The organism is Bradyrhizobium sp. AZCC 1588, assembly GCF_036924735.1.
In the GTDB taxonomy this organism is placed as follows: domain Bacteria; phylum Pseudomonadota; class Alphaproteobacteria; order Rhizobiales; family Xanthobacteraceae; genus Bradyrhizobium.
This window is the reverse complement of sequence record NZ_JAZHSC010000001.1, coordinates 2,434,195-2,456,588: the sequence shown is the minus strand read 5'-3', so window position 1 is coordinate 2,456,588 and position 22,394 is coordinate 2,434,195. Positions and strand designations below refer to the sequence as shown.

The 22,394-nt window shown below is 63.0% G+C and carries 17 protein-coding genes; 10 read left to right on the top strand and 7 right to left on the bottom strand.

The features are described 5' to 3' along the window. Positions 1-17: 17 nt before the first annotated feature. Together V1277_RS11495 and V1277_RS11490 are read right to left on the bottom strand one after the other, a co-directional pair. Positions 18-248, bottom strand: coding sequence for a hypothetical protein (locus tag V1277_RS11495; RefSeq protein WP_334416247.1), 231 nt, complete (start codon positions 246-248; stop codon positions 18-20). After that, the gene (locus V1277_RS11490; protein ID WP_334416246.1) at positions 245-1,048 is read right to left on the bottom strand and encodes a transglutaminase-like cysteine peptidase; all 804 of its coding nucleotides are present in this window, start codon (positions 1,046-1,048) and stop codon (positions 245-247) included. Before V1277_RS11490 ends, V1277_RS11495 begins: the two co-directional genes overlap by 4 nt. A gap of 672 nt (positions 1,049-1,720) precedes the next feature. Between V1277_RS11490 and V1277_RS11485 the strand changes: the two genes are divergently transcribed. Then, the gene (locus tag V1277_RS11485; RefSeq protein WP_334416245.1) at positions 1,721-7,429 is read left to right on the top strand and encodes a VCBS domain-containing protein; all 5,709 of its coding nucleotides are present in this window, start codon (positions 1,721-1,723) and stop codon (positions 7,427-7,429) included. A gap of 33 nt (positions 7,430-7,462) precedes the next feature. Here V1277_RS11485 and V1277_RS11480 read toward each other — a convergent pair whose 3' ends face one another. After that, entirely contained in the window at positions 7,463-8,062 is a 600-nt protein-coding gene (locus tag V1277_RS11480) for a hypothetical protein (RefSeq protein ID WP_334416244.1), read from the bottom strand. After that, a complete protein-coding gene (locus V1277_RS11475) occupies positions 7,974-8,630 on the bottom strand; it encodes a tetratricopeptide repeat protein (protein WP_334416243.1) in 657 nt (218 codons plus the stop codon). The genes V1277_RS11480 and V1277_RS11475 overlap by 89 nt, the downstream gene beginning before the upstream one ends. Positions 8,631-8,797: 167 nt before the next feature. Here V1277_RS11475 and V1277_RS11470 point away from each other — a divergent pair, with 167 nt between their 5' ends. Further along, positions 8,798-11,026 (top strand): CHASE2 domain-containing protein, encoded by a 2,229-nt coding sequence (locus tag V1277_RS11470; protein WP_334416242.1) that lies wholly within the window; start codon positions 8,798-8,800, stop codon positions 11,024-11,026. A 209-nt stretch (positions 11,027-11,235) separates the two neighbouring features. On the opposite strand, the gene V1277_RS11465 is transcribed toward V1277_RS11470, so the two are convergent. Beyond that, the gene (locus V1277_RS11465; protein WP_334416241.1) at positions 11,236-12,849 is read right to left on the bottom strand and encodes an ABC transporter substrate-binding protein; all 1,614 of its coding nucleotides are present in this window, start codon (positions 12,847-12,849) and stop codon (positions 11,236-11,238) included. A 204-nt stretch (positions 12,850-13,053) separates the two neighbouring features. Here V1277_RS11465 and V1277_RS11460 point away from each other — a divergent pair, with 204 nt between their 5' ends. The 7 genes from V1277_RS11460 (at position 13,054) to V1277_RS11430 (ending at position 20,485) form a co-directional block, all read left to right on the top strand. Beyond that, positions 13,054-14,712 (top strand): ABC transporter substrate-binding protein, encoded by a 1,659-nt coding sequence (locus tag V1277_RS11460; RefSeq protein WP_334416240.1) that lies wholly within the window; start codon positions 13,054-13,056, stop codon positions 14,710-14,712. 187 nt (positions 14,713-14,899) lie between these two features. Further along, positions 14,900-15,853 carry an ABC transporter permease gene (locus V1277_RS11455; RefSeq protein ID WP_334416239.1) on the top strand — a complete coding sequence of 318 codons (954 nt, stop codon included), beginning with the start codon at positions 14,900-14,902 and terminating at the stop codon, positions 15,851-15,853. Between the two features lie 74 nt (positions 15,854-15,927). After that, the gene (locus tag V1277_RS11450) at positions 15,928-16,806 is read left to right on the top strand and encodes an ABC transporter permease (RefSeq protein ID WP_442894573.1); all 879 of its coding nucleotides are present in this window, start codon (positions 15,928-15,930) and stop codon (positions 16,804-16,806) included. A gap of 4 nt (positions 16,807-16,810) precedes the next feature. Beyond that, positions 16,811-17,902 (top strand): ABC transporter ATP-binding protein, encoded by a 1,092-nt coding sequence (locus tag V1277_RS11445; protein ID WP_334416237.1) that lies wholly within the window; start codon positions 16,811-16,813, stop codon positions 17,900-17,902. After that, positions 17,899-18,096, top strand: coding sequence for a hypothetical protein (locus tag V1277_RS11440; protein ID WP_028351776.1), 198 nt, complete (start codon positions 17,899-17,901; stop codon positions 18,094-18,096). The genes V1277_RS11445 and V1277_RS11440 overlap by 4 nt, the downstream gene beginning before the upstream one ends. After that, positions 18,093-19,505, top strand: a complete 1,413-nt coding sequence (locus V1277_RS11435) for an amidase (RefSeq protein WP_334416236.1) — start codon at positions 18,093-18,095, stop codon at positions 19,503-19,505. The genes V1277_RS11440 and V1277_RS11435 overlap by 4 nt, the downstream gene beginning before the upstream one ends. After that, positions 19,502-20,485, top strand: coding sequence for an ABC transporter ATP-binding protein (locus V1277_RS11430; RefSeq protein ID WP_334416235.1), 984 nt, complete (start codon positions 19,502-19,504; stop codon positions 20,483-20,485). Before V1277_RS11435 ends, V1277_RS11430 begins: the two co-directional genes overlap by 4 nt. Positions 20,486-20,643: 158 nt before the next feature. Here V1277_RS11430 and V1277_RS11425 read toward each other — a convergent pair whose 3' ends face one another. Next, complete coding sequence (locus V1277_RS11425; RefSeq protein WP_171581085.1) at positions 20,644-20,859, bottom strand: hypothetical protein; 216 nt, start codon at positions 20,857-20,859, stop codon at positions 20,644-20,646. A gap of 162 nt (positions 20,860-21,021) precedes the next feature. Here V1277_RS11425 and V1277_RS11420 point away from each other — a divergent pair, with 162 nt between their 5' ends. Continuing rightward, positions 21,022-21,291, top strand: a complete 270-nt coding sequence (locus V1277_RS11420) for a GlsB/YeaQ/YmgE family stress response membrane protein (RefSeq protein ID WP_334416234.1) — start codon at positions 21,022-21,024, stop codon at positions 21,289-21,291. Positions 21,292-21,298: 7 nt separating this feature from the next. Here the strand turns inward: V1277_RS11420 and V1277_RS11415 are convergent, their stop codons facing one another. Continuing rightward, complete coding sequence (locus V1277_RS11415; protein WP_334416233.1) at positions 21,299-22,231, bottom strand: LysR substrate-binding domain-containing protein; 933 nt, start codon at positions 22,229-22,231, stop codon at positions 21,299-21,301. Positions 22,232-22,394: the final 163 nt, after the last annotated feature.

Genomic DNA, 22,394 nt, shown 5'->3' with positions numbered 1-22,394 from the left:
TTCCCTCCCAGTGATCTCTAGCGGATCTGGTGGAATGCTATGCCGGTGAGAAGGATCGCGTCAATCAACGCGATGCGCGAAACGAAAAAGAGAAAATTTGTCTCGCATATTTTGCGCGAGCGCTTTCGCCGAACGAATGCAAGCTGGCATGCCGGCTGCAGCGCACCATTGGCCGTGAGGCAGGGAAGATCAGGTAAGGAAAGCAGGTTGCTGCCTGCCGTCGCCGCGCAACAATTGCGCGCCGTCATTCCGTTGGCACGTTCGAATGACCGGTCGGCGGAGCGGCCAGAGAACTCAAGACAAGCGGAGCCGCAAGCGTACTGCCCGAGGCGTCGGCGAGCAGCGGGGTATCGGCATATCGCATCACGCCGTGCTGACCGATCACGAATGTCGGCCGAAAGTTTCTGACGTCGACGTCCTCGACCATCGCCATGCGGCGGTTATCGAGCGTCAGCCAGCGCCCCTCCAGCCGCGCGGCGGCCACCGCATGGTCCTCGCCGCGGATGGTATCGTGCAGGACCACAATCCTGAGATCGTCGGGCGCGAGGCCGGCGCGGCGCAAGGCTATGAATTTCGCAATTGCATAATCCTCGCAGTCGCCACCGCCGCGCGCGAGCGTCGCGAGCGGCGGCGTCCAGACGTCGATCTGGCCGTGCTGGGCGAGGTCGCTCATCGGCCGGATGGCGAGATTGACGGCGCGGTTGATTTCGCCGAGCCGCGCGCGGCCTTCGCGCAAGCGCGCGGCGTCGACAATGTCGAGGAATTTCAGTGCGGCCGGAGACACGCAGCCGTCACGGTCGCCTTCGCAGAGCGCAAGTTGCACCATTTCGTCGTCGAGCCGGCGCTGCAGGCCAAGCCATTTGTCCCGCAGCCCGCCGCCGGCGAGGGGAGAAGCGGTAAGCCCGAACGGCTCGGCCGACCGCCGGACCAGCTCCGCCGGCGCGGATAGCTCGCCCGTCTCCGCGCGCAGGTCGGCCGGCCCGAACCAGGCCAGGCCGCACGCGACGATGCCCGCACGCCATGCGCGTGCATAGACTGACAACCCCATCTGACACCCCTTGTCCGGGCATCGGCGGGCTTGCTCTGCCTGCTCGTGCCCAGATCATTTCAGAACGGGCAGGATGGGCAACGGCGCTTTTGATCCGTTTAAAACGAGGGGAGGCCTATCGGAAGTTTGCGAAGCAGCGTGAACGCGGCCTTGCCGGTTTGCAGAGGATTTTATCGATCCACTCAGATCGGCGCTCATCGGGGCCGCTTGGCCATCCGAGACAGGAGGCGGACACGGCGCAAAAGTTTACGGTTGCGGAAGGGTTACAGGTCACCGAATTAACCTTACCCACGGGATCGCTCGGTGCGCGATTGCAACCTGTCCCGGACGCCTTGAAGGCGATGACGGCTTCGAATGGATCCGCGAGGTGATCAGTCTTAAGGCGACTAGGAAGCGGCATTCGCTGCGCTGCGGCAGAGATAAATTATTATGGCTGCTTATCTTTATGCCGTGGGAGGCCATGCCCATTTTTCGATCAGTCCGAGTAAGTTCCGGCCTTTTCCTTGCCACACTTTCGCCGGACACTTTGTTTCGGACCTTTTCGGTCCTGTTGCAGACATACCCCATATCGAGGGTATTCGCGGCATGCCTGCTTTTGTGTTCCTTACCTGCGTGGTATGAAAATCCCGCAGGGAAATTTCATAATTCTTAACCATTTAAATCGGTGCCCCATTGAATTATGCCGGCAAATTCGGATCGGGAGACCTCGACCCTTTTTCCGGCGCGGATGTCGGCCTTGGACCTCTGCTGTCATCGCACGGCCATCTTCCGTCTTCCGGCAAGTTCAATGTCGACAAAGTTTCGACACATGCGCCGTCCGACGCCATAATCATTTCTGATGCTGATCTGCTCTTCAGCGGCGACTTCAAGCGATCGGGCGTCGACCTGATCCTCAGTAGCGCCGACCGCGAGGTCGTGCTGCGCGACTACTTCAGGGGCGAGAAGCGCGCTGCGCTGGCCTCGCCCGATGGCGCCCATCTCACCGGCGACATCGTCAACGCGCTGAGCGGGCACACCCAGTTCGCGCAAGCGGACGGCAGTCCGAGCGTCGCGCCGCCTGTGATCGGGCACGTCACCAAGCTGACGGGGAATGCGACCGCGATCCGCAACGGCGTCTCGATCATCCTGAACCAGGGCGAAACCGTCCATAAAGGTGACGTCGTCCAGTCCGGCTCCGATTCGACGCTCGGCATCACCTTCATCGACGGCACCGTGTTCGGTCTCGCATCGAATGCCAGGATGGTGCTGAACGAAATGGTCTACGACCCCAACGGGTCGGACAACAGGTCGCTGCTTAGCCTGGTGCAGGGCACGATCTCGTTCGTCGCCGGCGCCACCGCCAAGAAAGGCGACATGAAGGTCGACACCCCGGTCGCGACCATGGGCATCCGCGGCACCGCGGTGCTGGTCGAGATCGACTTCGAAGTGCCGGGCCAAGGCGGTGCGCCGCCGGCGAAATTCCAGGTGCTGGTCGAGCCCGACGGCACCACCGGCTCCTACATCCTGTTCGACAAGACTACGCTGACGCCGATTGCGACCGTCAACCGGGCCGGAACGCAGACGATCGTCAGCGGCCAGGGCACGGTCAGCTTCCAATCGTCGGTGCAGCTATCGCCCGACGCGCAGAAGATCATCAGCGACGTGTTCTCGCTGAAGTTCACCGACCTGAACAACCCGAACACCAAGCTCACCAACAATTTTACTGATTCGATCGTTCCGGAAACGTTGTTCGTCAAGCTGGCCGGCGGGGAGTTCATTCCCGTGACGCTTCAGCTACTCAACATCCCGAGCGGGGCTACTCCCCCCGTGGATCCGGGGCCGCCCCCCAGGCTTGTGCATATTCCGGGGCCGCCGCTGGCAGCGGCGCACGGCGGCGCCGTTACCGAACGGATCGATGTGACCGCGAGCTCCGCGCTCGACAGCATATCGAGTGTCGTCAACTATATCGATGTCAACGTCGGCGACACTCCGACCGTCAGTACGCAGTTTTCTTCCTTCATTTATCAGAACGCGCAGGGCGCCGACGTCACCGCTACGCTGACGGCGCAGCAACTGGCCGCGATCAAAGCGGTCGAAGTGCCGCTGTCCGTGGTGCAGGATCCCAACGGCAAGAACATCGGTACGGCGACCTGGACGTACAACATTGCCGACGGCGCGTTCGACTTCCTCGCCGCCGGCGAGACGCTGAAGCTGACCTACATGGCGCGGGTCGACAACAATTACGCGCCGAGCAACGAGACGACGTTTGTGCCGTTTACGATCGTCATCACTGGCACCAATGACAAGCCGACGATCTCTGCGACCGGCGGCGAGATCACGGAGCGGATCGGCACCGGCAATACGGTGATCGATACCGTGTCCGGCACCGTTACCTTCGGCGATGTCGATCTGACCGACCGTCCCATCGTCAGCGCGGCGATCTCCACGACCGATCCGTTCCGCTATTACGACGCACAGGGCAACGACATCACAGCGACGCTGACGCCGGAACAGTTGGCGGCGATCCTGGCCGTCGAGGTGCCGCTGACGGTGGTGCCGGCTCCCGGAAACAGCAACAACGGCACGGCAACCTGGACCTACAGCATCGAGGACAGCAAGTTCGACTTTATCGCCAAGGGCGAGACGCTGACCCTCAATTACGTCGCGCAAGTCGATGACGGCCATGGCGGTGTCATCTCCACGCCGATCACGGTTTCGATCCAGGGCGCCGACGTCGTCGTCATCGGTACCAACGACGTTCCGACCATCGCGGCAACGAGCGCTGCGTTCCCCGAGCTGGAGAATCCCAGCCAGCCCAATCCGACCGGATCCACGGCGCTTCATACGGTATCGGGCAAGATCAGTTTCACCGACGTCGACCTGACCGATCGCCCGGTGGCGAGCGCGGCGTTCACGTCTTTCACCTACAAAAACGCCGCCCTGACCGACATCACCTCATCTCTCACTGCAGCCCAGCTCGCCGCGATCGCGGCTGTCGATGTGCCGCTGACGGTGGTGCAGGCGAACGGCAATACCAACAACGGTTCGGCAAGCTGGAGTTACAGCGCGCTCGACGGAGCGTTCGATTTCCTCGCCAACGGCGAAATCCTGACGCTGACCTATACGGCCACGGTCGATGATCGCCATGGCGGTGTGGTGACCAAGCCGTTTACCGTCACCGTCACCGGCAGCAACGATACGGCTGATATCACCAGCGACCCGCAGACCGCGACCATTGCCGAACGTGCTGACGCCCACAATTCAGCGACGCCGGATACCGCCAGCGGCGCGATCACGTTCACCGATGCCGATCTGACCGACACGCACGACGTCAAGATCACCGGCGTCAGCGCCTCCGGCGTGATGACCGGCCTCGCCAACGGAACGGTCCAGCTAAGCTGGCTGTCGCTGGGGTCGTTGACCGATTCCACCGATGGCGTGCAGGGCTCGAAGAGTTGGTCGTTCTCGGCGCCGGATAGTTATTTCGACTACCTCGCCGATGGCGAGATGGTCACGCTGACCTACACGGTGGAGGTCGACGACCACCATAGCGGCGTCACGTGGCAGGATGTCGTCGTCACGATCAAGGGCAGCAACGACGCGCCTGAAATCGCTGATATCGCACAGCAGGGCCTCACCGAGCCAACCGACACCGCGGCGCTGACGAAGACGATTCCTGTTACGTTCACCGATCTCGACCTGTCCGACGTCGGCCACACCGCAACCGTCACTGGCGCGGTGGCGTCCGGTACCACCGCGGGCCTTGCGCTCGATCAGGCGGCGCTGATCGCGCTGGTCACGCCGGGTGCTGTGGCCAAGAATTCCGGCTCCTCGGCCGGATCGGTCAATCTGTCATTCTCGGCGGCCTCGACCGCGTTCGATTATCTGGCGAAGGGCGAAGTCCTGACGCTGACCTATACGGTCGCGATCAACGATGGCGATGGCGGCGTGACGCCGAAGACCTTTGTCGTCACGGTTACCGGCACCGACGACGCGCCTGAAATCGGCAACATAGCGCAGAAGAATCTGACCGAGCAGACCGATACCTCGGCGCTGACGGCGGCGATCCCGGTCACCTTCACCGACGTCGATCTGGCCGATGTCGGTCACGCCGCCAGCATCACCGGCGTGGCGGTGTCGGGCACCACCACCGGCCTTGCGCTCGATGACGCCGCGCTGATCGCGCTGGTGAAGCCGGGCGCTGTGGCCAAGAATTCCGGCTCCTCCACCGGCTCGGTCGATCTCAACTTCTCGGCCGCATCGTCTGCTTTCGACTATCTCACGGCCGGCGAGCAACTGACGCTCACCTACACGGTTTCGATCGACGATGGCGATGGCGGGGTAGCCGCGCAGACCTTCGTCGTTACCGTCACCGGCACCAACGATGCGCCGATGTTCACCGGCGCCAATCTCGCGCGGACCTATCAGGCGGGCGGTGCGGCCGTCGCTCTGGCCGGCAGTGTCTCGGCCAGCGACGTCGATAGCAGCAGCTACGCCGGCGGATCGTTCACCGCGACAGTGACGGCTGGCGGAAACCAGGGTGACACGCTTGCCATTGCCAACGGCGGCCTCATCTCGCTCAGCGGCACCAACATCATGTACGACGCGGACGGCGCCGCCGGCCCAGGCAGCGCCAAGATCGTCGGAACGCTCTCGGATTACGACACCAACAGCCTGACGGTGACGCTGAACGGCAATGCCGATGATGCGGCCGTCGCGGCGCTGGCGCAGGCGATCGAGTTTTCGAACTCCAAGTCCGCGCCCGTCGCCGGCGAGCGCACCGTGACGTTCACACTGAGGGATGGCGGCGGCACCGCCAATGGCGGCCAGGACTCCGACTTCTTCACTGCGACGGTCAACGTCACGTCCAATAACCACGCGGCAACGATCGGCGGGAACACCACCGGCAGGGTGTTCGAGGATGAGCACTACACCGACGCCAGCGGTCATCTAGTCGCCAATGACATGGATGACGGCACGCTGACTGTGGAGGACGTCGACAGCGGCGAGAGCTATTTCCAGCCGGTGGAGCAGGCAGCGCTGACAGGCACCTACGGCGACTTCACCTTCGACGAGACCACCGGACACTGGACCTATGCTCTGGTCCACCAACGAGTGGACAACCTCGCTGCGGATGAGATCAAACACGATACCCTGACCGTGACGACTGCGGATGGCACGACGCAGGTGATCGATATCACCGTCAACGGCACCAACGACGCACCTGTGCTCGAAGCTGAGGACATTACGGCAATCTACGGAGTAAATGGGCCCGCCGTTGCGGTAGCAACCAATGTGTCGGTAAGCGATATCGACAGCACCACCGACTACAACGGCGGATCGTTGACCGTATGGCTGGACGACGGGCGCCCCGGCGATATTCTGTCGATCTGGCAAAGCAATTACATCTCGGTTACCGGCACCACCGTCATGTTCGATGCCGACGGTGACGGCGATCTTTCTGACGCTGTCGAGATCGGCACCAAGACCGACGCCATCGACATTTTGGCAATTGACCTGAACGGCAACGCCACCGATGAGGCCATAGCGCATCTGACTGAGGCGATCCGGTTCCAGAGCATCGCGCAGAATCCGGAGGCCGGCACGCGTAGCGTGGTGTTCGAACTCAGCGACGGCGACGGCACCGAGCACAACGGCAAGGATACAGGCTTGCTGTATACGACGGTCAACGTCACCGCGCCGTCGCCTGACAATCAGGCGCCGCTGATCTCGACCGACAATCTGCATATTGAAGAGGATGGCGAGACTACGACGGTTACCGGACTTTCAGTTTCCGACGCGGATGTCACCTCCAATGAAACCTTCACCATCAACGTGGTAACCCAAGCTGCCGGTTCGGGTAGCAGCATGACGCCCTCGACGGGCACCGGTTCCCTGGACGATATCAACACCACACTGGACAACGGCCTGGCTTACGATCCGGGGTCACCTGCTCCGTTGACCGACAAGGTTACCATTACCGTCACCGATGGGTTCGGCGCCACCGGCACCGTGAACTTCATCTTCAACGAGGCCGGCGAGGGCCCGAATATCACGCTCCAGGGGACAGACGGCAAGGACGTGATTTTTGCGACCGGCCATACCGACACCCTCACGGGTGGTGCGGGCGCCGATCAATTCGTGTTCAGCGCCGGCTCCGGTGACGACATCATCACCGACTTCATGTCCGGCCAGGACAGGATTGATCTGCTAGACCACTTGCCGTTCGATGCGGGCGATACCGACTCGTTCAACGCGTGGATCAATGACGATGCGGAGGTCAAGCAACCGGCCAGCGGCACGCTGATTCACCTCGATGGCGGCGACTCGATTCTGCTTTCGAATGTCAACCGCGCGAGCCTCCAGCTCAACGACTTCATCCTGCATCCCAGCGGCGTCTGATCGCCTGTGTCTCCCGCATCAGGTCGCAGAATCCTACGAGAGGCGCGGAATACCCAGCCGGTCGACCTCGGCGAGCACGGCGGCGAGGTTCTGGTGGCCGGCGCCGAAATGACCTTTGCGCTCTCCGAGTGGGAGCGTGTGAACGCCGGGTAGCCGGTAATGTCTGTCGTGGACCAAGCATCGGTTGCGGATCAGCGGCCACAGCATCAGGCCGAGCATGCGTTGGTCGTGGCCGTACTTCGCCGTTGGCCCGAACTTGAAATAGCGCCGCATCAACTCGACCATGTCGATTCCGCAATCGGTGCGGCCGGCCCACGTGCACCCGATCATCAGTTCGTTGTGCATGACGTGATCGCGCACGGCGTGAAAGGGATAGCCGCTCTCGATCCATTGCTGCACCAGATCGGCCTCCGCTGCGGAGAGCCGTGCGTCGCAATCCCGCACAAGAAAGCGCCCGACGGTGCGATCGTTCATGACCAGGAAACGCTGAAACAGGCCGACACTCGGATACTCGTCCTCAATGCTGCGGACGTCGCCGCCGTTTTCACGCAGGAAGGCGACGCAGGCCGGCGCGACGGTGGCGTCGACATAGAATCGGCAGGTCCAGCCGGGATATACCGTCTGGCTGAGCACGAGGTTGATCATGGCTCCGTAACTGTAGAAAGGCGCGGTTCCCCAGAGCGAAAATGAAATGACGTTCGTTCCCGATGGCGGGGCCATCGGGCTCCTTCAGGGCGAAGGGAGGGGGACTGTGGCAGGCCTCGGCGTCCCGCAGGTCGAGCGCGCGTTGCCCGTAACGGATCGCCTCATTGGTCCTCCCGGTGTAGTAGGTCGCGACCTTGAGCGTGTCGAGGATGGTGAGATCCTCGCCGTGGCGCTCGAGGTACCGCGACGCCTGCACGATCGTCTCGTCGTAGCGTTTCAGATTGGTCAGCGTCGCGATCCGCGCCTTCTCCAGCCGAGCATTGCCCGGCTGGTGCCGGTTCAACTCTTCGGCGAGGACCAGTGCCGGCTCCCAATCGCGTTTTTGAAAGAACGCATCGAACAGCAATTCCCTGGCAACGAGATCCTGCGGATCGCTGACGGTGATGGCGCACAATTGGACGATCGCTTCATCGTTTTTGCCGGCCCGCAGCAGCGCGCGAATGGTGTCATAACGTCCCGTCGGCTGCGGAAGCGTCCCGCTCAAAGGGTTGGACATCGGCGGCTGTGGTCCGGGTTCGGCGCCATTTTTAAGTGATGCGGCGTCATTTAATAGACGAACCGGCATCCGTGTTGAATAGTCAAATTCTTATGGTTCGGATCATTAATAATGTGCCTTATTGGAAACCGGTGCCGTCATTCGGCTGAGCGTGATATCCAGACGCCATGAAGCGACTACGGGCCTTACCGAAGTGGTTCAAGCGGCGCATCGGCTACGCCCGACTGCTGTGCCTTGTGCTGCTGATCGGGTTCGCCATGCTTCGCGTTGCAGATCCGGCGCCGGTTGAGGAAATCCGCGTCCGGACCTTTGATGCCTTCCAGCGCATCGACCCTCGCAAGAAAACGGCAAGGCCGGTAACCATCGTCGACATCGACGAGAAGAGCCAGGCAAAGCTCGGGCAGTGGCCGTGGCCGCGCACCCGGCTTGCTGACCTCATCACCGAACTGACCCGGCTCGGCGCGGTCGTGATCGCGTTCGACGCGGTGTTCCCGGAGCCCGACCGTCTCAATCCCGCCTTGGCGGCGGACACCTTCCGCAATCTCGACGAGGAAACCCGCGCCAGGCTGCGCGCGCTGCCGAGCAACGATCAGATCTTCGCCGACGCCGTCCGGCAGTCGCGCGTCGTGCTCGGTGAATCCGGCCTGCCGGAGGAAATCGCAGCCCTCGACAAGACGCTGCCGGTCACCGGGCTTGCGATGCTCGGCGAGGAGCCGCAGCGCTTCATGTTTGACTTCCCCGGTCTCCTGCGCAACGTGCCGGTGCTTGAGCACGCCGCTGCCGGGCGCGGCCTGTTCACCATCAAGCCGGAACGCGACGGCATCGTGCGGCGGGTGCCGATGATCATGCTGGCGCAGGGCCAGACCATGCCCTCGCTGACATTCGAGATGCTGCGGGTCGCTAGCGGATCGGGGACCATCCTGATCAAGGCCGAAAAGGCCGGCATCAAGAGCCTCCGCGTCAAGGATTTCCAGATCCCGACCGACCATAACGGCCAGCTCTGGGTTCACTATGCCCGCAACGATGCCTCAATCTACGTCCCCGCGATCAACGTGCTGGAGAAAAACGTCGCCCCCGACATGATCGCGGGCAAGCTGGTGCTGATCGGCACCTCCGCGGTCGGCCTCACCGACATCAAGACCACGCCGGTGTCCCCCGCCATGCCCGGGGTCGAAATCCATGCCCAGGTGCTCGAAAGCGCGCTGACCGGCGCGGTGATCTCGCAGCCGAACTATGGCATCGGCGTTGAATTGGCAGCAGCGATGTTGCTCGGGCTTCTCGTGATTGTGTTTGCGCCTCTGTTCGGTCCGGTCTCGCTTGTGATCGTCGGGGGCGCGTTTGCATCCGTGCTGGTCGGAACGTCGGCGTATTTCTACGCCCAGCACCGCCTGCTGATCGACTTCACCTATCCGTTGTTGTCGACCACGTCGATCTACCTGACGCTGATCTTTTCCGCCTTCGTGCGCGAGCAGGCGCAGCGCCGCCAAATCCGCTCCGCCTTCGGCCAGTATCTGTCGCCGGCTTTGGTCGAACAGCTCGCGCAGTCGCCGGAAAAGCTGGTGCTCGGCGGCGAGGAGCGCGAGATGACCATCATGTTCTCCGACATGCGCGGCTTTACCTCGATCTCCGAGACCTACAAGAACGACCCGCAGGGCCTCACGGCGCTGATGAACCGTTTCCTGACGCCGCTGACCAACGCCATCCTCGACCGCAAGGGCACCATCGACAAGTATATGGGCGACGCCATCATGGCGTTCTGGAACGCGCCGCTGGACGACAAGGACCACGAGCTCAATGCCTGCGAAGCAGCGCTCGACATGCTGGAGCGCGTCGACGAGCTCAATCAGGCGCGCGAGCAGGAGGCCAAGCAAGAGGGGCGTCCGTTCATTCCGCTCAATGCCGGCATCGGGCTGAATACCGGCATCTGCGTGGTCGGCAACATGGGTTCCGACCAGCGCTTCGACTATTCGGTGTTCGGCGACAGCGTCAATCTCGCCTCGCGCCTCGAAGGGCAGTCGAAAGAATATGGTTTTCCGATCATTGTCGGCTCCAAGACCGCGCTCGCGGTCAAGGACAAGTTCGCCATTCTCGAGCTCGACTTCATCATGGTGAAAGGCAAGAAGGAGCCGGAGGTGATCTACGCCATCGCCGGCCGCGAGGACACCGCGCAGTCCGGCCGCTTCCAGCGCCTGCGCAACCTGACGATCGAGATGCTCGCCTGCTATCGCAACCGCGACTGGGACGGCGCGCTCGCAGCCATCGCGCGTGGCCGCAAGACCGACGAGGCAAATTCGCTGGAGCTGCTCTACAATCTCTACGAAGCGCGCATCCGCGGCTATCTCGAAAATCCGCCGCCGGAAGACTGGAACGGCGCCTTCGCGCTGCTGACGAAGTAGCTTTCGTAGGGTGGGCAGCCCGCAGAAGTAGGATGGGTGGAGCGAAGCGATACCCATCTGATCTTGCACGAAAGGTGATGGGTTTCGCTGCGCTCTACCCATTCTACGGACTCGTCATGCGCGGGCTTGACCCGCGCATCCATCACTCTTCAGAAGAATCTTGCGAAGGAGATGGATTGCCGGGTCAAGCCCGGCAATGACGGCGGGGCCTACTCCAGCCCGATCTGTGTCAGATCCTGGAACCAGTGCTGCGCCTGCACGAACTTCTTCATCTTCGGCGACAGCGCATGCGGGTTGGTGTCGTGCACAACCCATACCAGCGTGGCGTCGTCGACGATCTGCGCGTGCGCCTGCGCCAGTAGCTCGTCCTGCTTGGCGACATCAAAAGTCTGCTTGGCCTCATCGATCAGCGCGTCGACCTTCGCACTTCTGTAGCCGCCCCAGTTGACGCCGACAGGCGCAATCTGGCCGGAGTGGAAGAAGCGGACGATGGCGTAGAGCGGGTCTGAGGTGACATAGGCGATGTTGTTGGAGGTGATGCCGGCGTTCATCTCGTCGGCCGCGCCCTTGCGCCAGGCTGTGTATAGCGTCTCGAGTTCGACCACCTTGAAGTCGATCTCGATGCCGATTTCCTTAAAACTCTGCTGCAGGAATTCGTTCATCGGCAGCGACAGCATCTGTCCGGTGCCGCCCTGCGCGATGACGAAGGTGGTCTTCAGCGGCTTCTCCTTCGAATAGCCGGCCTCCTGCACCAGCTTCTTCGCCGATGCGACATCATATTTGAGCTCGAAGGACGGCTTGCCGAACCAGGGGCTCGACGGGTCGACCTGGCCCTTGGCGGGTTTCGCCAGACCGTTCATCAGCCCGACCACCGCCTCGCGGTCGATCGCCAGGTTGAGCGCCTTGCGCAGGCGGATGTCGGTCCAGGGCGAGCCGGGCAACACGCTCAAATGATAGTTCCAGACATGCGGCGTGACGTTGTCGACGATCTTCATGCCGGCGGATTTGAGTTGCGGCACCGCGTCCGGCGCCGGGGTCTCGATCAGGTCGACCTGGCCGGCCAATAGCGCGTTGGTGCGCGTCAGCGCTTCCGGCATCGGGATCAGTACGATCTTGTCGGCCTTCGGAAGCCGCTTCTTGTCCCAATAGTCCGCATTCCTGGTCAGCTCGGCGAGTTCGCGCGGCACCAGTTTTGTCAGTTTGAACGGCCCGGTGCCGGAGGGCTGGCTGGCGAACTTGTCCCAATCCTTGCCGAGCTTTTCATATTGCGCCGGGCTGGAAACCAGAAACCACAGCATCTGGTACGGAAAGAAGGAGTCGACCGCCTTGGTCGTGATCTCGATAGTGGCGTCGTCGATCTTGGCGTAGCTCGCGACCGAGGGCAGGCGGGTCTTCACCTGCGCGCTCTGCCGCTTGTCGAATTGCGGTGCCTTGTCGTTGAGCACCTTGTCGAGATTCCAGATCACCGCGTCGGCATTGAATTCGCTGCCGTCGTGAAACTTGACGCCCTTGCGGAGCGAAAAGCGCCATTTCTTCTTGTCTTGCTCGTCCACCTTCCATTCGGCCGCGAGCCCCGGCACCAGCTTGCCGGGCCGGTCGGCCACGTCCATTTCCCAGGAGACCAGCGGATCGTAGATCGTATAGGCAGAAAACTGGTAGGCGCCGGCGCCGCGGTCGGGCTGACCTGTGGTCAGCGGGATGTCCGCCATCGAAATGCCGTAGCGCACAACGGTCTCGGCCTGCGCTGAAATCGCGGAGATGCCAAGAGCCAAACCTGCGGCTAGAGTTGCGGCAGGAAGAAGCATCGAATTTCGGGTGCGCATGAATTAGGCTCCATCGGGCAGGGTTTGGAGCTAAAAATGCAAGCTTGGTGCCAGCTTAGGCATCCGACATGACTTGCATGCGCGCTTCACAAGGAGTTGTGCAGTCAAACGCATAGCCCGGAGGGAAGCTTGCCGTTTGGCACAGGCGTTGCATACGGTTGCATAAGAATTAGTCACCAGGCGTTGAAAAGGGGATTGCTGCAGATGCGTAACGACAGATCGAAGAAGACGGCCACCGCGTGGCTGCTGGCAACGGCGCTGGTGGTCGGGTTGCCGCAACTCGCAAGCGCCGAGACGGTGCTGCGGATCGGCATGACGGCTGCCGATATTCCGCGCACGCTCGGCCAGCCCGATCAGGGTTTCGAGGGCAACCGCTTCACCGGGTTGACCATGTATGACGGCCTGACGATGTGGGACCTCTCGTCCCGCGACAAGGCAAGCGTCATGATTCCGGGCCTCGCGACCGAGTGGAAGGTAGACGAGGCCGACAAGAAGAAGTGGACCTTCAAGCTGCGCCCCGGCGTCAAATTTCATGACGGCAGCGCCTTCAATGCCGACGCCGTGGTCTGGAACGTCGAGAAGGTGCTGAAGCAGGATGCGCCGCATTTCGACGCCAGCCAGGTCGGCGTCACCGCCTCGCGCATGCCGACGCTGGCCTCGGCGCGCAAGATCGACGACATGACGGTGGAACTGACCACCAAGGAGCCGGACAGCTTTCTGCCGATCAACCTGACCAACCTGTTCATTGCGAGCCCCGCCAAGTGGCAGGCGTTCTATGACAAGGCGGAAGGCGCCGACGCCAAGGCGAAATCGCAGGCCGCCTGGGCCGCGTTCGCCAGGGACGCCTCGGGCACCGGCCCGTGGAAGATGTCGAAGTTCACGCCGCGCGAGCGGCTCGAACTCGTGAAGAACGAAGGCTATTGGGACAAGGGCCGCGTGCCCAAGGTCGACCGGATGGTGCTGCTGCCGATGCCGGAGGCCAATGCCCGCACCGCGGCCTTGCTGTCCGGCCAGGTCGACTGGGTCGAGGCGCCCGCGCCCGACGCGGTCAGGGAGATCAAGCAGCGCGGCTTCCAGCTCCAGGCCAATGAATCGCCGCACGTCTGGCCATGGCAGTTTTCGCGTATTGAAGGCTCGCCCTGGAACGATATCCGCGTCCGCAAGGCCGCCAATCTCTGCGTCGACCGCGAAGGGCTCAAGGAGGGCCTGCTTGCCGGCCTGATGGTGCCGGCGACCGGCACGTTCGAGCCCGGCCATCCCTGGCGCGGAAAGCCGACCTTCGAGATCAAATATGACCTGAAGGCCGCTCAGAAGCTGATGCAAGAGGCGGGCTACGGCCCGAACAAGAAGCTGACGGTGAAGACGCAGACTTCGGCGTCGGGCTCGGGCCAGATGCAGCCGCTGCCGATGAACGAATATCTGCAGCAGGCATTGGCGGAATGCTATTTCGATGTCCAGCTCGACGTCATCGAGTGGAACACGCTGTTCACCAACTGGCGCCGCGGCGCCAAGGATCCGACCGCCAACGGCGCCAACGCCACCAACGTCACCTACGCGGCGATGGATCCGTTCTTCGCACTGGTGCGCTTCCTGCAATCGTCGATGGCGCCTCCCGTCTCGAACAATTGGGGCTACATCAACAATCCCAAGTTCGACGAGCTGGTGACCAAGGCGCGCCAGACCTTCGATCCGGCCGCACGTGACGCGGCCCTGGCCGAACTGCACGCGGCCTCGGTGGACGATGCGGCATTCCTCTACGTCGCCCACGACGTCTCTCCGCGCGCGATGAGCCAGAAGGTGAAAGGCTTCGTGCAGCCGAAGAGCTGGTTCGTCGACTTCTCGCCGGTGTCGATGGCGCCGTGAGGTGAGCACACTGGTAGGGCTCCCCTCCCCCTTGCGGGGAGGGGTTGGGGGAAGGGGTTCACACGGGCAGTCCCGGTGTGGCCACCACTCTCCCTAACCCTCCCCCACAAGGGGGGAGGGAACCCTCGCATCGTGCGTCCCTTACTGTAACCTGCGCATTCTTGTGCTGTATCAAGTCAGGTAACCCGTGTTCGCTTACATTGCCCGGCGTATCGTCTACGTCATTCCGATCGTGATCAGCGTGGCGCTGGTGTGCTTCCTGCTGGTGCACATCACGCCCGGCGATCCCCTGGTCGCGGTGCTGCCGGCGGATGCGTCGCAGGAACTCGCCGCGCAAATGCGCACCGCTTACGGCTTCGACCGGCCGCTGCCGGTGCAATTCGGCCTTTGGCTATGGCGCGCGCTCCATGGCGATCTTGGCAGCTCGATCGCGACCGGCCGCCCGGTGCTGTCGGAAGTCCTGCGCGCTGTCGGCAACACCGTCACGCTTGCGGTTGCCGCCGCGCTGATCGGCTTCACGCTCGGGCTGATGTTCGGCCTGATCGCTGGCTATTTCCGCGACACCTGGATCGACAAGGTCGCGACCTCCATCGCGATCGCCGGCGTCTCGGTGCCGCATTACTGGCTCGGCATGGTGATGGTCATCATTTTCTCGGTGCAGCTCAACTGGCTGCCCGCGGTCGGCGCCGGTCCCGGCGGCTCCGGTTCGTGGGGCTGGGACTGGGAGCACATGAAATACCTGATCCTGCCGGCGATCACGACCGCGGTGATCCCGATGGGCATCATCACCCGCACCGTCCGGGCGCTGACCGGCGACATCCTGAGCCAGGATTTTGTCGAAGCGTTGCGCGCCAAAGGGATGCGCGAATTGGACGTGTTCCGCCACGTCATCAAGAACGCCGCGCCCACCGCGCTTGCGGTGATGGGCCTGCAATTGGGTTACATGCTCGGCGGCTCGATCCTGATCGAGACCGTGTTCTCGTGGCCTGGCTCGGGCTTGCTGCTCAATTCCGCGATCTTCCAGCGCGACCTGCCGCTGCTGCAGGGCACGATTTTGGTGCTGGCGCTGTTCTTCGTCACGCTCAATCTGCTGGTCGATATCGCGCAGGCCGCGATCGACCCGCGCATCAAGCGGGGTTAGAGCATGATCCGGAAAAGTGGACACCAGTTTTCCGAAAAGATCATGCTCCAGCAAAGAGTCTTTGCATGACCGTGATGTCGGATACCGCCCTGCAAGCCGCGCCCGCGACCAAGGCGCGTGGCTATTGGGCCACCGTCGGCCGCCGCATCGCGCGCGACAAGGTCAGCATGGTCTGCGCCTTCGTGCTGGTGCTGATCTTCGCCTCCGCACTTCTTGCGCCGTGGCTCGGCCTTGCCGACCCCTATCAGGGCTCGATGATTCGCCGGCTTCGCCATATCGGCACGCCGAACTATCCGCTCGGCACCGACGAGCTCGGCCGCGACATGCTGGCGCGGCTGATCTATGGCGGAAGGCTGTCGCTGATCATCGGCATCCTGCCGGTAATTTTAGCCTTCGTGATTGGCACCTCGCTCGGTCTCGTCGCCGGCTATGTCGGCGGCCGGCTCAACACCGCGATCATGCGCACCATCGACGTGTTTTATGCCTTCCCCTCGGTGCTGCTGGCAATCGCGATCTCGGGTGCGCTGGGCGCGGGTATCGTCAATTCCATCGTCTCGCTGACCATCGTGTTCGTACCGCAGATCACCCGCGTCGCCGAAAGCGTGACCACCGGCGTGCGCAACATGGATTTTGTGGAAGCCGCGCGCGCGTCCGGCGCCGGACCTTTGACCATCATGCGCGTGCATATGCTCGGAAACGTTCTCGGCCCGATCTTCGTCTACGCAACAGGCTTGATCTCGGTGTCGATGATCCTCGCCGCTGGACTGTCATTCCTCGGCCTCGGCACAAAACCGCCGGAGCCGGAATGGGGCTTGATGCTGAACACGCTGCGCACCGCGATCTATATCAATCCCTGGGTTGCGGCGCTGCCGGGCGTGATGATCTTTGCGGTATCGATCTGCTTCAATCTTTTGAGCGACGGCATGCGCAGCGCCATGGACATCAGGAACTGACGCAATGAGTGAGACGAGCCCGTCAGTTGGACATCTGGAACAGGTCGAAGACGTCGGCGGCGCGGCGCAACCACTGCTGCAGGTCACCGGCCTGACAAAGCATTTCCCGGTGCGCGGCGATCTGTTCAGCCCTCGTAAAACGGTGCGCGCTGTCGATGATGTGTCGTTCTCGATCGCCAAGGGCGAAACGGTCGGCATCGTCGGTGAATCCGGTTGCGGCAAGTCGACCACGGCGCGGCTTCTGATGCACCTGATGAAGCGCGATGCCGGCGACATCGTCTATAACGGCTTGCAAGTCGGTCGCGCGCTGTCCTTGCGGGAATTGCGCCGCGGCATGCAGATGGTGTTCCAGGACAGCTACGCCTCGCTCAATCCGCGCCTCACCATCGAGGAATCGATCGCCTTCGGCCCCAAGGTGCATGGCATGGCGGACGCCGCCGCGCGCACGCTGGCGCGCGAGCTCCTCGGCAAAGTTGGCTTGCGGCCCGAAACCTTCGCCAACCGCTACCCGCACGAGATTTCCGGCGGCCAGCGCCAGCGCGTCAACATTGCGCGTGCGCTGGCGTTGTCGCCGCGGCTGGTGATCCTCGATGAAGCGGTGTCTGCGCTCGACAAATCTGTCGAAGCCCAGGTGCTCAATCTGCTGGCTGATCTGAAGCGCGAATTCGGCCTGACTTATCTCTTCATCAGCCACGATCTCAACGTGGTTCGCTACATCTCGGACCGCGTGCTGGTGATGTATCTCGGCGAGGTGGTCGAACTCGGCCCGGTCGACAAGGTCTGGGATGCGCCGGCACATCCCTACACGCGGGCGCTCTTGGCGGCCATGCCGTCGTCCGACCCTGATAACCGCACCGAGACGCCGCCGATCTCCGGCGATCCGCCCAATCCGATCGACCCGCCGTCGGGGTGCCGGTTTCACACCCGTTGTCCGTTTGCGGAGCCGCTCTGCGCAAATGCGACGCCAAAACTCAGCGATGTCGATACAATGGGCCATCAGGCGGCGTGCTACATGGCCATACCCGGCTCCGGGCACAGCCGCGCACCGGCCAAAGAAAATACCAAGAAAAGTGACATGGGAGTTACTGCTGCATGACAAGACCCGATCCCAAGCAGGTCAAGGTAATGACCGACGTCGCCGGCGTGCCGCAGGATGCGGAGGTTTCCGCGCGCATCGCCAATTCCATCGGGCCGGCTTTTGACGGCTTTGCGCCCGTTGCTGGCACACTGCCGATGGATCTTGAGCCGGCGAGCTTCCTGCTGGTGCAGAACGCAAAGGTGTCGAAATGAGCGGCGAACCGGCCTTGATGTCAGCGGTCGCGGTCGCCAAGGCGATCGCCGGCAAGAAGTTGTCCTCGCGCGAAGTGACGCAATCCTGCCTCGACCGCATCGCGCAATGGCAACCACGCGTCAACGCCTTCATGGCGCTCGAGGCGGAGGAGGCACTTGCCGCGGCTGATGCCGCCGACGCCGCGCTCGCCAAAGGCAAGAATTTTGGCCCGCTGCATGGCGTCCCGATGGCGCACAAGGACATGTATTACGAGGCCGGCAAGGTCGTCACCTGCGGCTCCAAAATCCGGCGCGATTTCGTCGCGACGACGACCTCGACCGCGCTGCAGCGCCTGAAGGACGCCGGCTCCGTCAGGCTCGGCTCGCTGCAGATGGTCGAGTTCGCCTACGGGCCGACCGGCCACAACGTGCATTACGGCGCGGTGCGCAACCCCTGGAATGTCGATCACATCACCGGCGGCTCGTCGTCCGGCTCGGGCTCCGCGGTCGCGGCGCGGCTGACCTTTGCTGCACTGGGCTCCGATACTGGCGGCTCGATCCGGATGCCCGCGCATTTCTGCGGCGTCACCGGTTTCAAGAGCACCGTCGGCCTGATCAGCCGCGCCGGCGCGATGCCGCTGTCGCAATCGCTCGACACCGTCGGCCCGCTGGCGCAAACCGTGGAGGACTGCGCGCTGCTCGTAGGGCTGATGGCGGGCGCCGATCCCGAGGACCCGACCACGTCCACGCGGCCGGTGCCGAACTACATGGCCGCGACCACAGGCTCGCTCAAGGGATTGAAGGTCGGCGTACCGACCGCTTTCTATGTCGACGATCTCGATTCCGAAGTGGCGCGGGTGCTGGACGAGACTATCGCCACCCTCAAAAAAGAGGGCGCCGAAATCGTCAAGGTCGAACTGCCGGACCAGCGCCAGCTCACGGCGGCCTGCCAGATCGTGCTCGCCACCGAGGCGGCCGCCTTCCACAAGCGCTGGATGATCGAGCGTCCCCAGGATTACGGCAGTCAGGTGTTGATGCGGCTGCAGAACGGGCTCGCCATTCCGGCCGTGACCTATCTCGAAGCGATGCGCTGGCGCGGTCCGGCGCTGGCCGCCCACCTCGCGGCGGTGGAAGGCACCGACGCCGTGATCGCGCCGGTGGCCCCGATGCCCGCCGCGACCATTGCCGAGAGCGATGTCGGCAACAGCCTGGAGGCGGAAGCCGTGATCCAGCGCATCACGCGCTTCACCCGCCCGATCAATTATCTCGGCCTACCGTCGCTTTCGATTCCCGCGGGCTTCACCAAGAAGCGGCTGCCGGTCGGCATGCAGTTGATCGGCCGCCCCTTCGACGAGGCCGGGCTGGTGCGGATCGGCGCGGCGTTCCAGCGCGTCACCGACTATCACCAGCAGGTACCCGAACTGGCATGAGCAACCCCGTCGATATCCGCGACCTCAACATCCGCTTCACCGGCGAACGTACGGTTCATGCCGTCAACGACATTTCGCTCTCGCTCGGTGAGGGCGAGGTGCTCGGCCTGCTCGGCGAATCCGGCTCGGGAAAAAGCGTGACGCTGCGCGCGCTGATGCGGTTGTTGCCGAAGAAGCGGACGCAGATTTCGGGCACCGTGAAGGTGTTGGGACGCGATGTGCTCGCAATGAACGACGAGGAGCTGTCGGCATTTCGCGGCCAGACCGTCTCGATGATTTTTCAGGAGCCCGCGCTGGCGCTCGACCCCGTCTACACGATCGGCCGCCAGATCGCGGAAACCGTGATCCGCCACGAAGGCAAGAGCGAAAAGGAGGGACTCGCGCGCGCGCTGGAAATGCTGGAGGTGGTGCGGATTCCCTCCGCCAAGCGCCGCTTAGAGGCCTATCCGCACGAAATGAGCGGTGGCATGCGGCAGCGCGCCATGATCGCGCTGGCGCTGGCCTGCAAGCCGAAAATACTGCTGGCGGACGAGCCGACCACGGCGCTGGACGCCACCGTGCAGATTCAGATCCTGCTGCTGCTCCGCGAATTGCAGCGCGAGTTCGGCATGTCCGTGATTTTCGTGACCCACGATATCGGCGTCGCCATCGAAATCTGCGACCGCGTCGCGGTCATGTATGCCGGCCAGATCGTAGAGCAGGGCCGCCTGCGCGACATCGTCCGCACCCCGGTGCATCCCTATGCCAAGGGGCTATTGGCCGCGACCGTCCACGGCGCTAAGCGCGGCCAGCGGCTGGAGACCATCCCGGGCACGCCGCCCTCGCTCGACAAGGCGCCCGTCAGTTGTTCGTTCGCGCCACGCTGCACGGTTGCGCAGCCGCGCTGCAGCGAGCGTCTGCCGCCGAATGTGCAGGTATCGCCGGATCGAACGGCGCGTTGTGTGCTGGCGGAGGCGGCGGAAGTTTCTGCGGCTAATTGAAGTGAAGCGGCTTCTGGCTGCGTTCCCCGGATGCTGCGCAACGCGCCGCACTTGCGGCGTGGTGCGCTGCTGATCCGGGGCCCAGTTGTTGCGGCACTGGGTCCCGGCTCAGCGTCGCATCACTGCGTGACGCGCCGCGTCCGGGACATGAGAGAATCCTACCCGCCCAATCCGGGATCGGCCCAACGCTCGATCTGCGCCGGTCCCACCACCTGCTTCGGCTGATGCGGATTGAGCGTGCCGGCGCTGGCGGACCAGCCCTTGGCCAAAATTTGCATTGCAAACAGCTTGGCGTCGATTTCAGATTTGAAGGTGCGGGTCGAGCGGGCCATGCTCTCCGCAGTATCGTCCGTCTTGTCCGGACCAAAAGTCACATACCAAATATCGCTCTGTTTCATGCCGACATAACGCGCGTGACATAAAAAAGTTCACTTCGCAGGTGCAGTTGACCGGCGCGCGGATTGCGGCTCGTCACATCGGACGATCGTGGATAGGCTGTCGTGCGGCCTGCGCCGCAAAACCCCGGGGGGCTTCACATGCAGATTTCCAACGAAGGCATTCTCGTCATTCTGTTTGTCGGCCTGGTGGCCGGTTGGCTCGCCGGCAAGATCGTGCGCGGCACCGGCTTTGGCATCATCGGCGATATTCTCGTGGGCATCGCCGGCGCGCTGCTTGCGAGCCTGCTGTTTCCCAAGGTCGGCATCCGTCTCGGCACCGGACTGGTGTCCGAGATCGTCTACTCCACCATCGGCGCCGTCATATTGCTCTTGATTGTCCGGCTGTTGCGGACCGGCGGGCGGTTTTAGCGCGGCGCTATTTCGCCTGCGCCACTGCGTCGACGACCCAGCGCCGCACTGCGGCGATCCGGCGGTCGCGCGCCTGTTCGGTGCGGGAGACGAGATAGATCGTCTCGCTATGCGTGGCCTCGAATGTAAACGGTGCAACCAGCTTCTTGCCGAAGCCGGGCCGCGCCTTGATCAGCGGCGACATCGCGAGCGTCACGCCGAGCCCGTGTTCGGCGGCCTCCAGCATCGCCGGCACGCTGTCGAGCCAAAGATGTCCGCGCGGGCTGAGGTGTTGAAGCCCGGCCTCGCGCAGCCAGACCGACCAGGCGCGCGGCTGCGTCGTCAGGTGTATCAGCACCTGCCGTGACAGATCTTCCGGCTGCTTCAATCCCGCCTTGACCAGCGCTGGCGCGCAGACCGGCAAACCCTTCACGGCGACCAGCGGCTCGAATTTCAGCCCGGCCGAATGCTCGCGGCCGTAGCGGATCGCAACATCGACGCGCGAGGCGTTGAAGTCGGCATATTGATGCGTGGCCTCGATGCGCAGCGCAAGCTGCGGATTGCGCCGCTTGAATTCCGGCAGCGCCGGAATCAGCACGGCGGAAGTAAAGAACGGCAGTGAACTGATCCACAGTTCGGCATTGGCATCGCGGCGATGGCGCAGCATGTCGCGGCTGGCATCCTGCAGCACCGCCAGCGCGGCCGAAATTTTTGCGAAATAGCGTTCGCCATCGGCTGTCAACCGCACCGAACGTGCCCCGCGCACGAACAGTTTTGTGCCGAACTGCTCTTCCAGCCCGCGGATCTGGTGGCTGATCGCGGATGGGCTGAGCGAAAGGTCGCGCGCTGCGCGGCGAAAGCTCAGTTGCGAAGCGGCGCGCTCAAATGCCAGCAATGCGGTTAGGGTTGGGATCGCGCGCAGCGGGGGAGGCGGTGCTTCAAATGATTGAATATCGTTCATCTGAGGTGAGAAAATCCCTTTTGTGGAAGGCCTTAGCTTCCATCAAGCTAGCTCAACGTTCAATATTCCTCATCTCAGGACTCCGCACCGTTGGCAATCTTCGAGCTCGTAGGCGCTAATCGCTGGCAACCCACGCCGCTCGCCGCGGGTCCCTTCGCGGGCC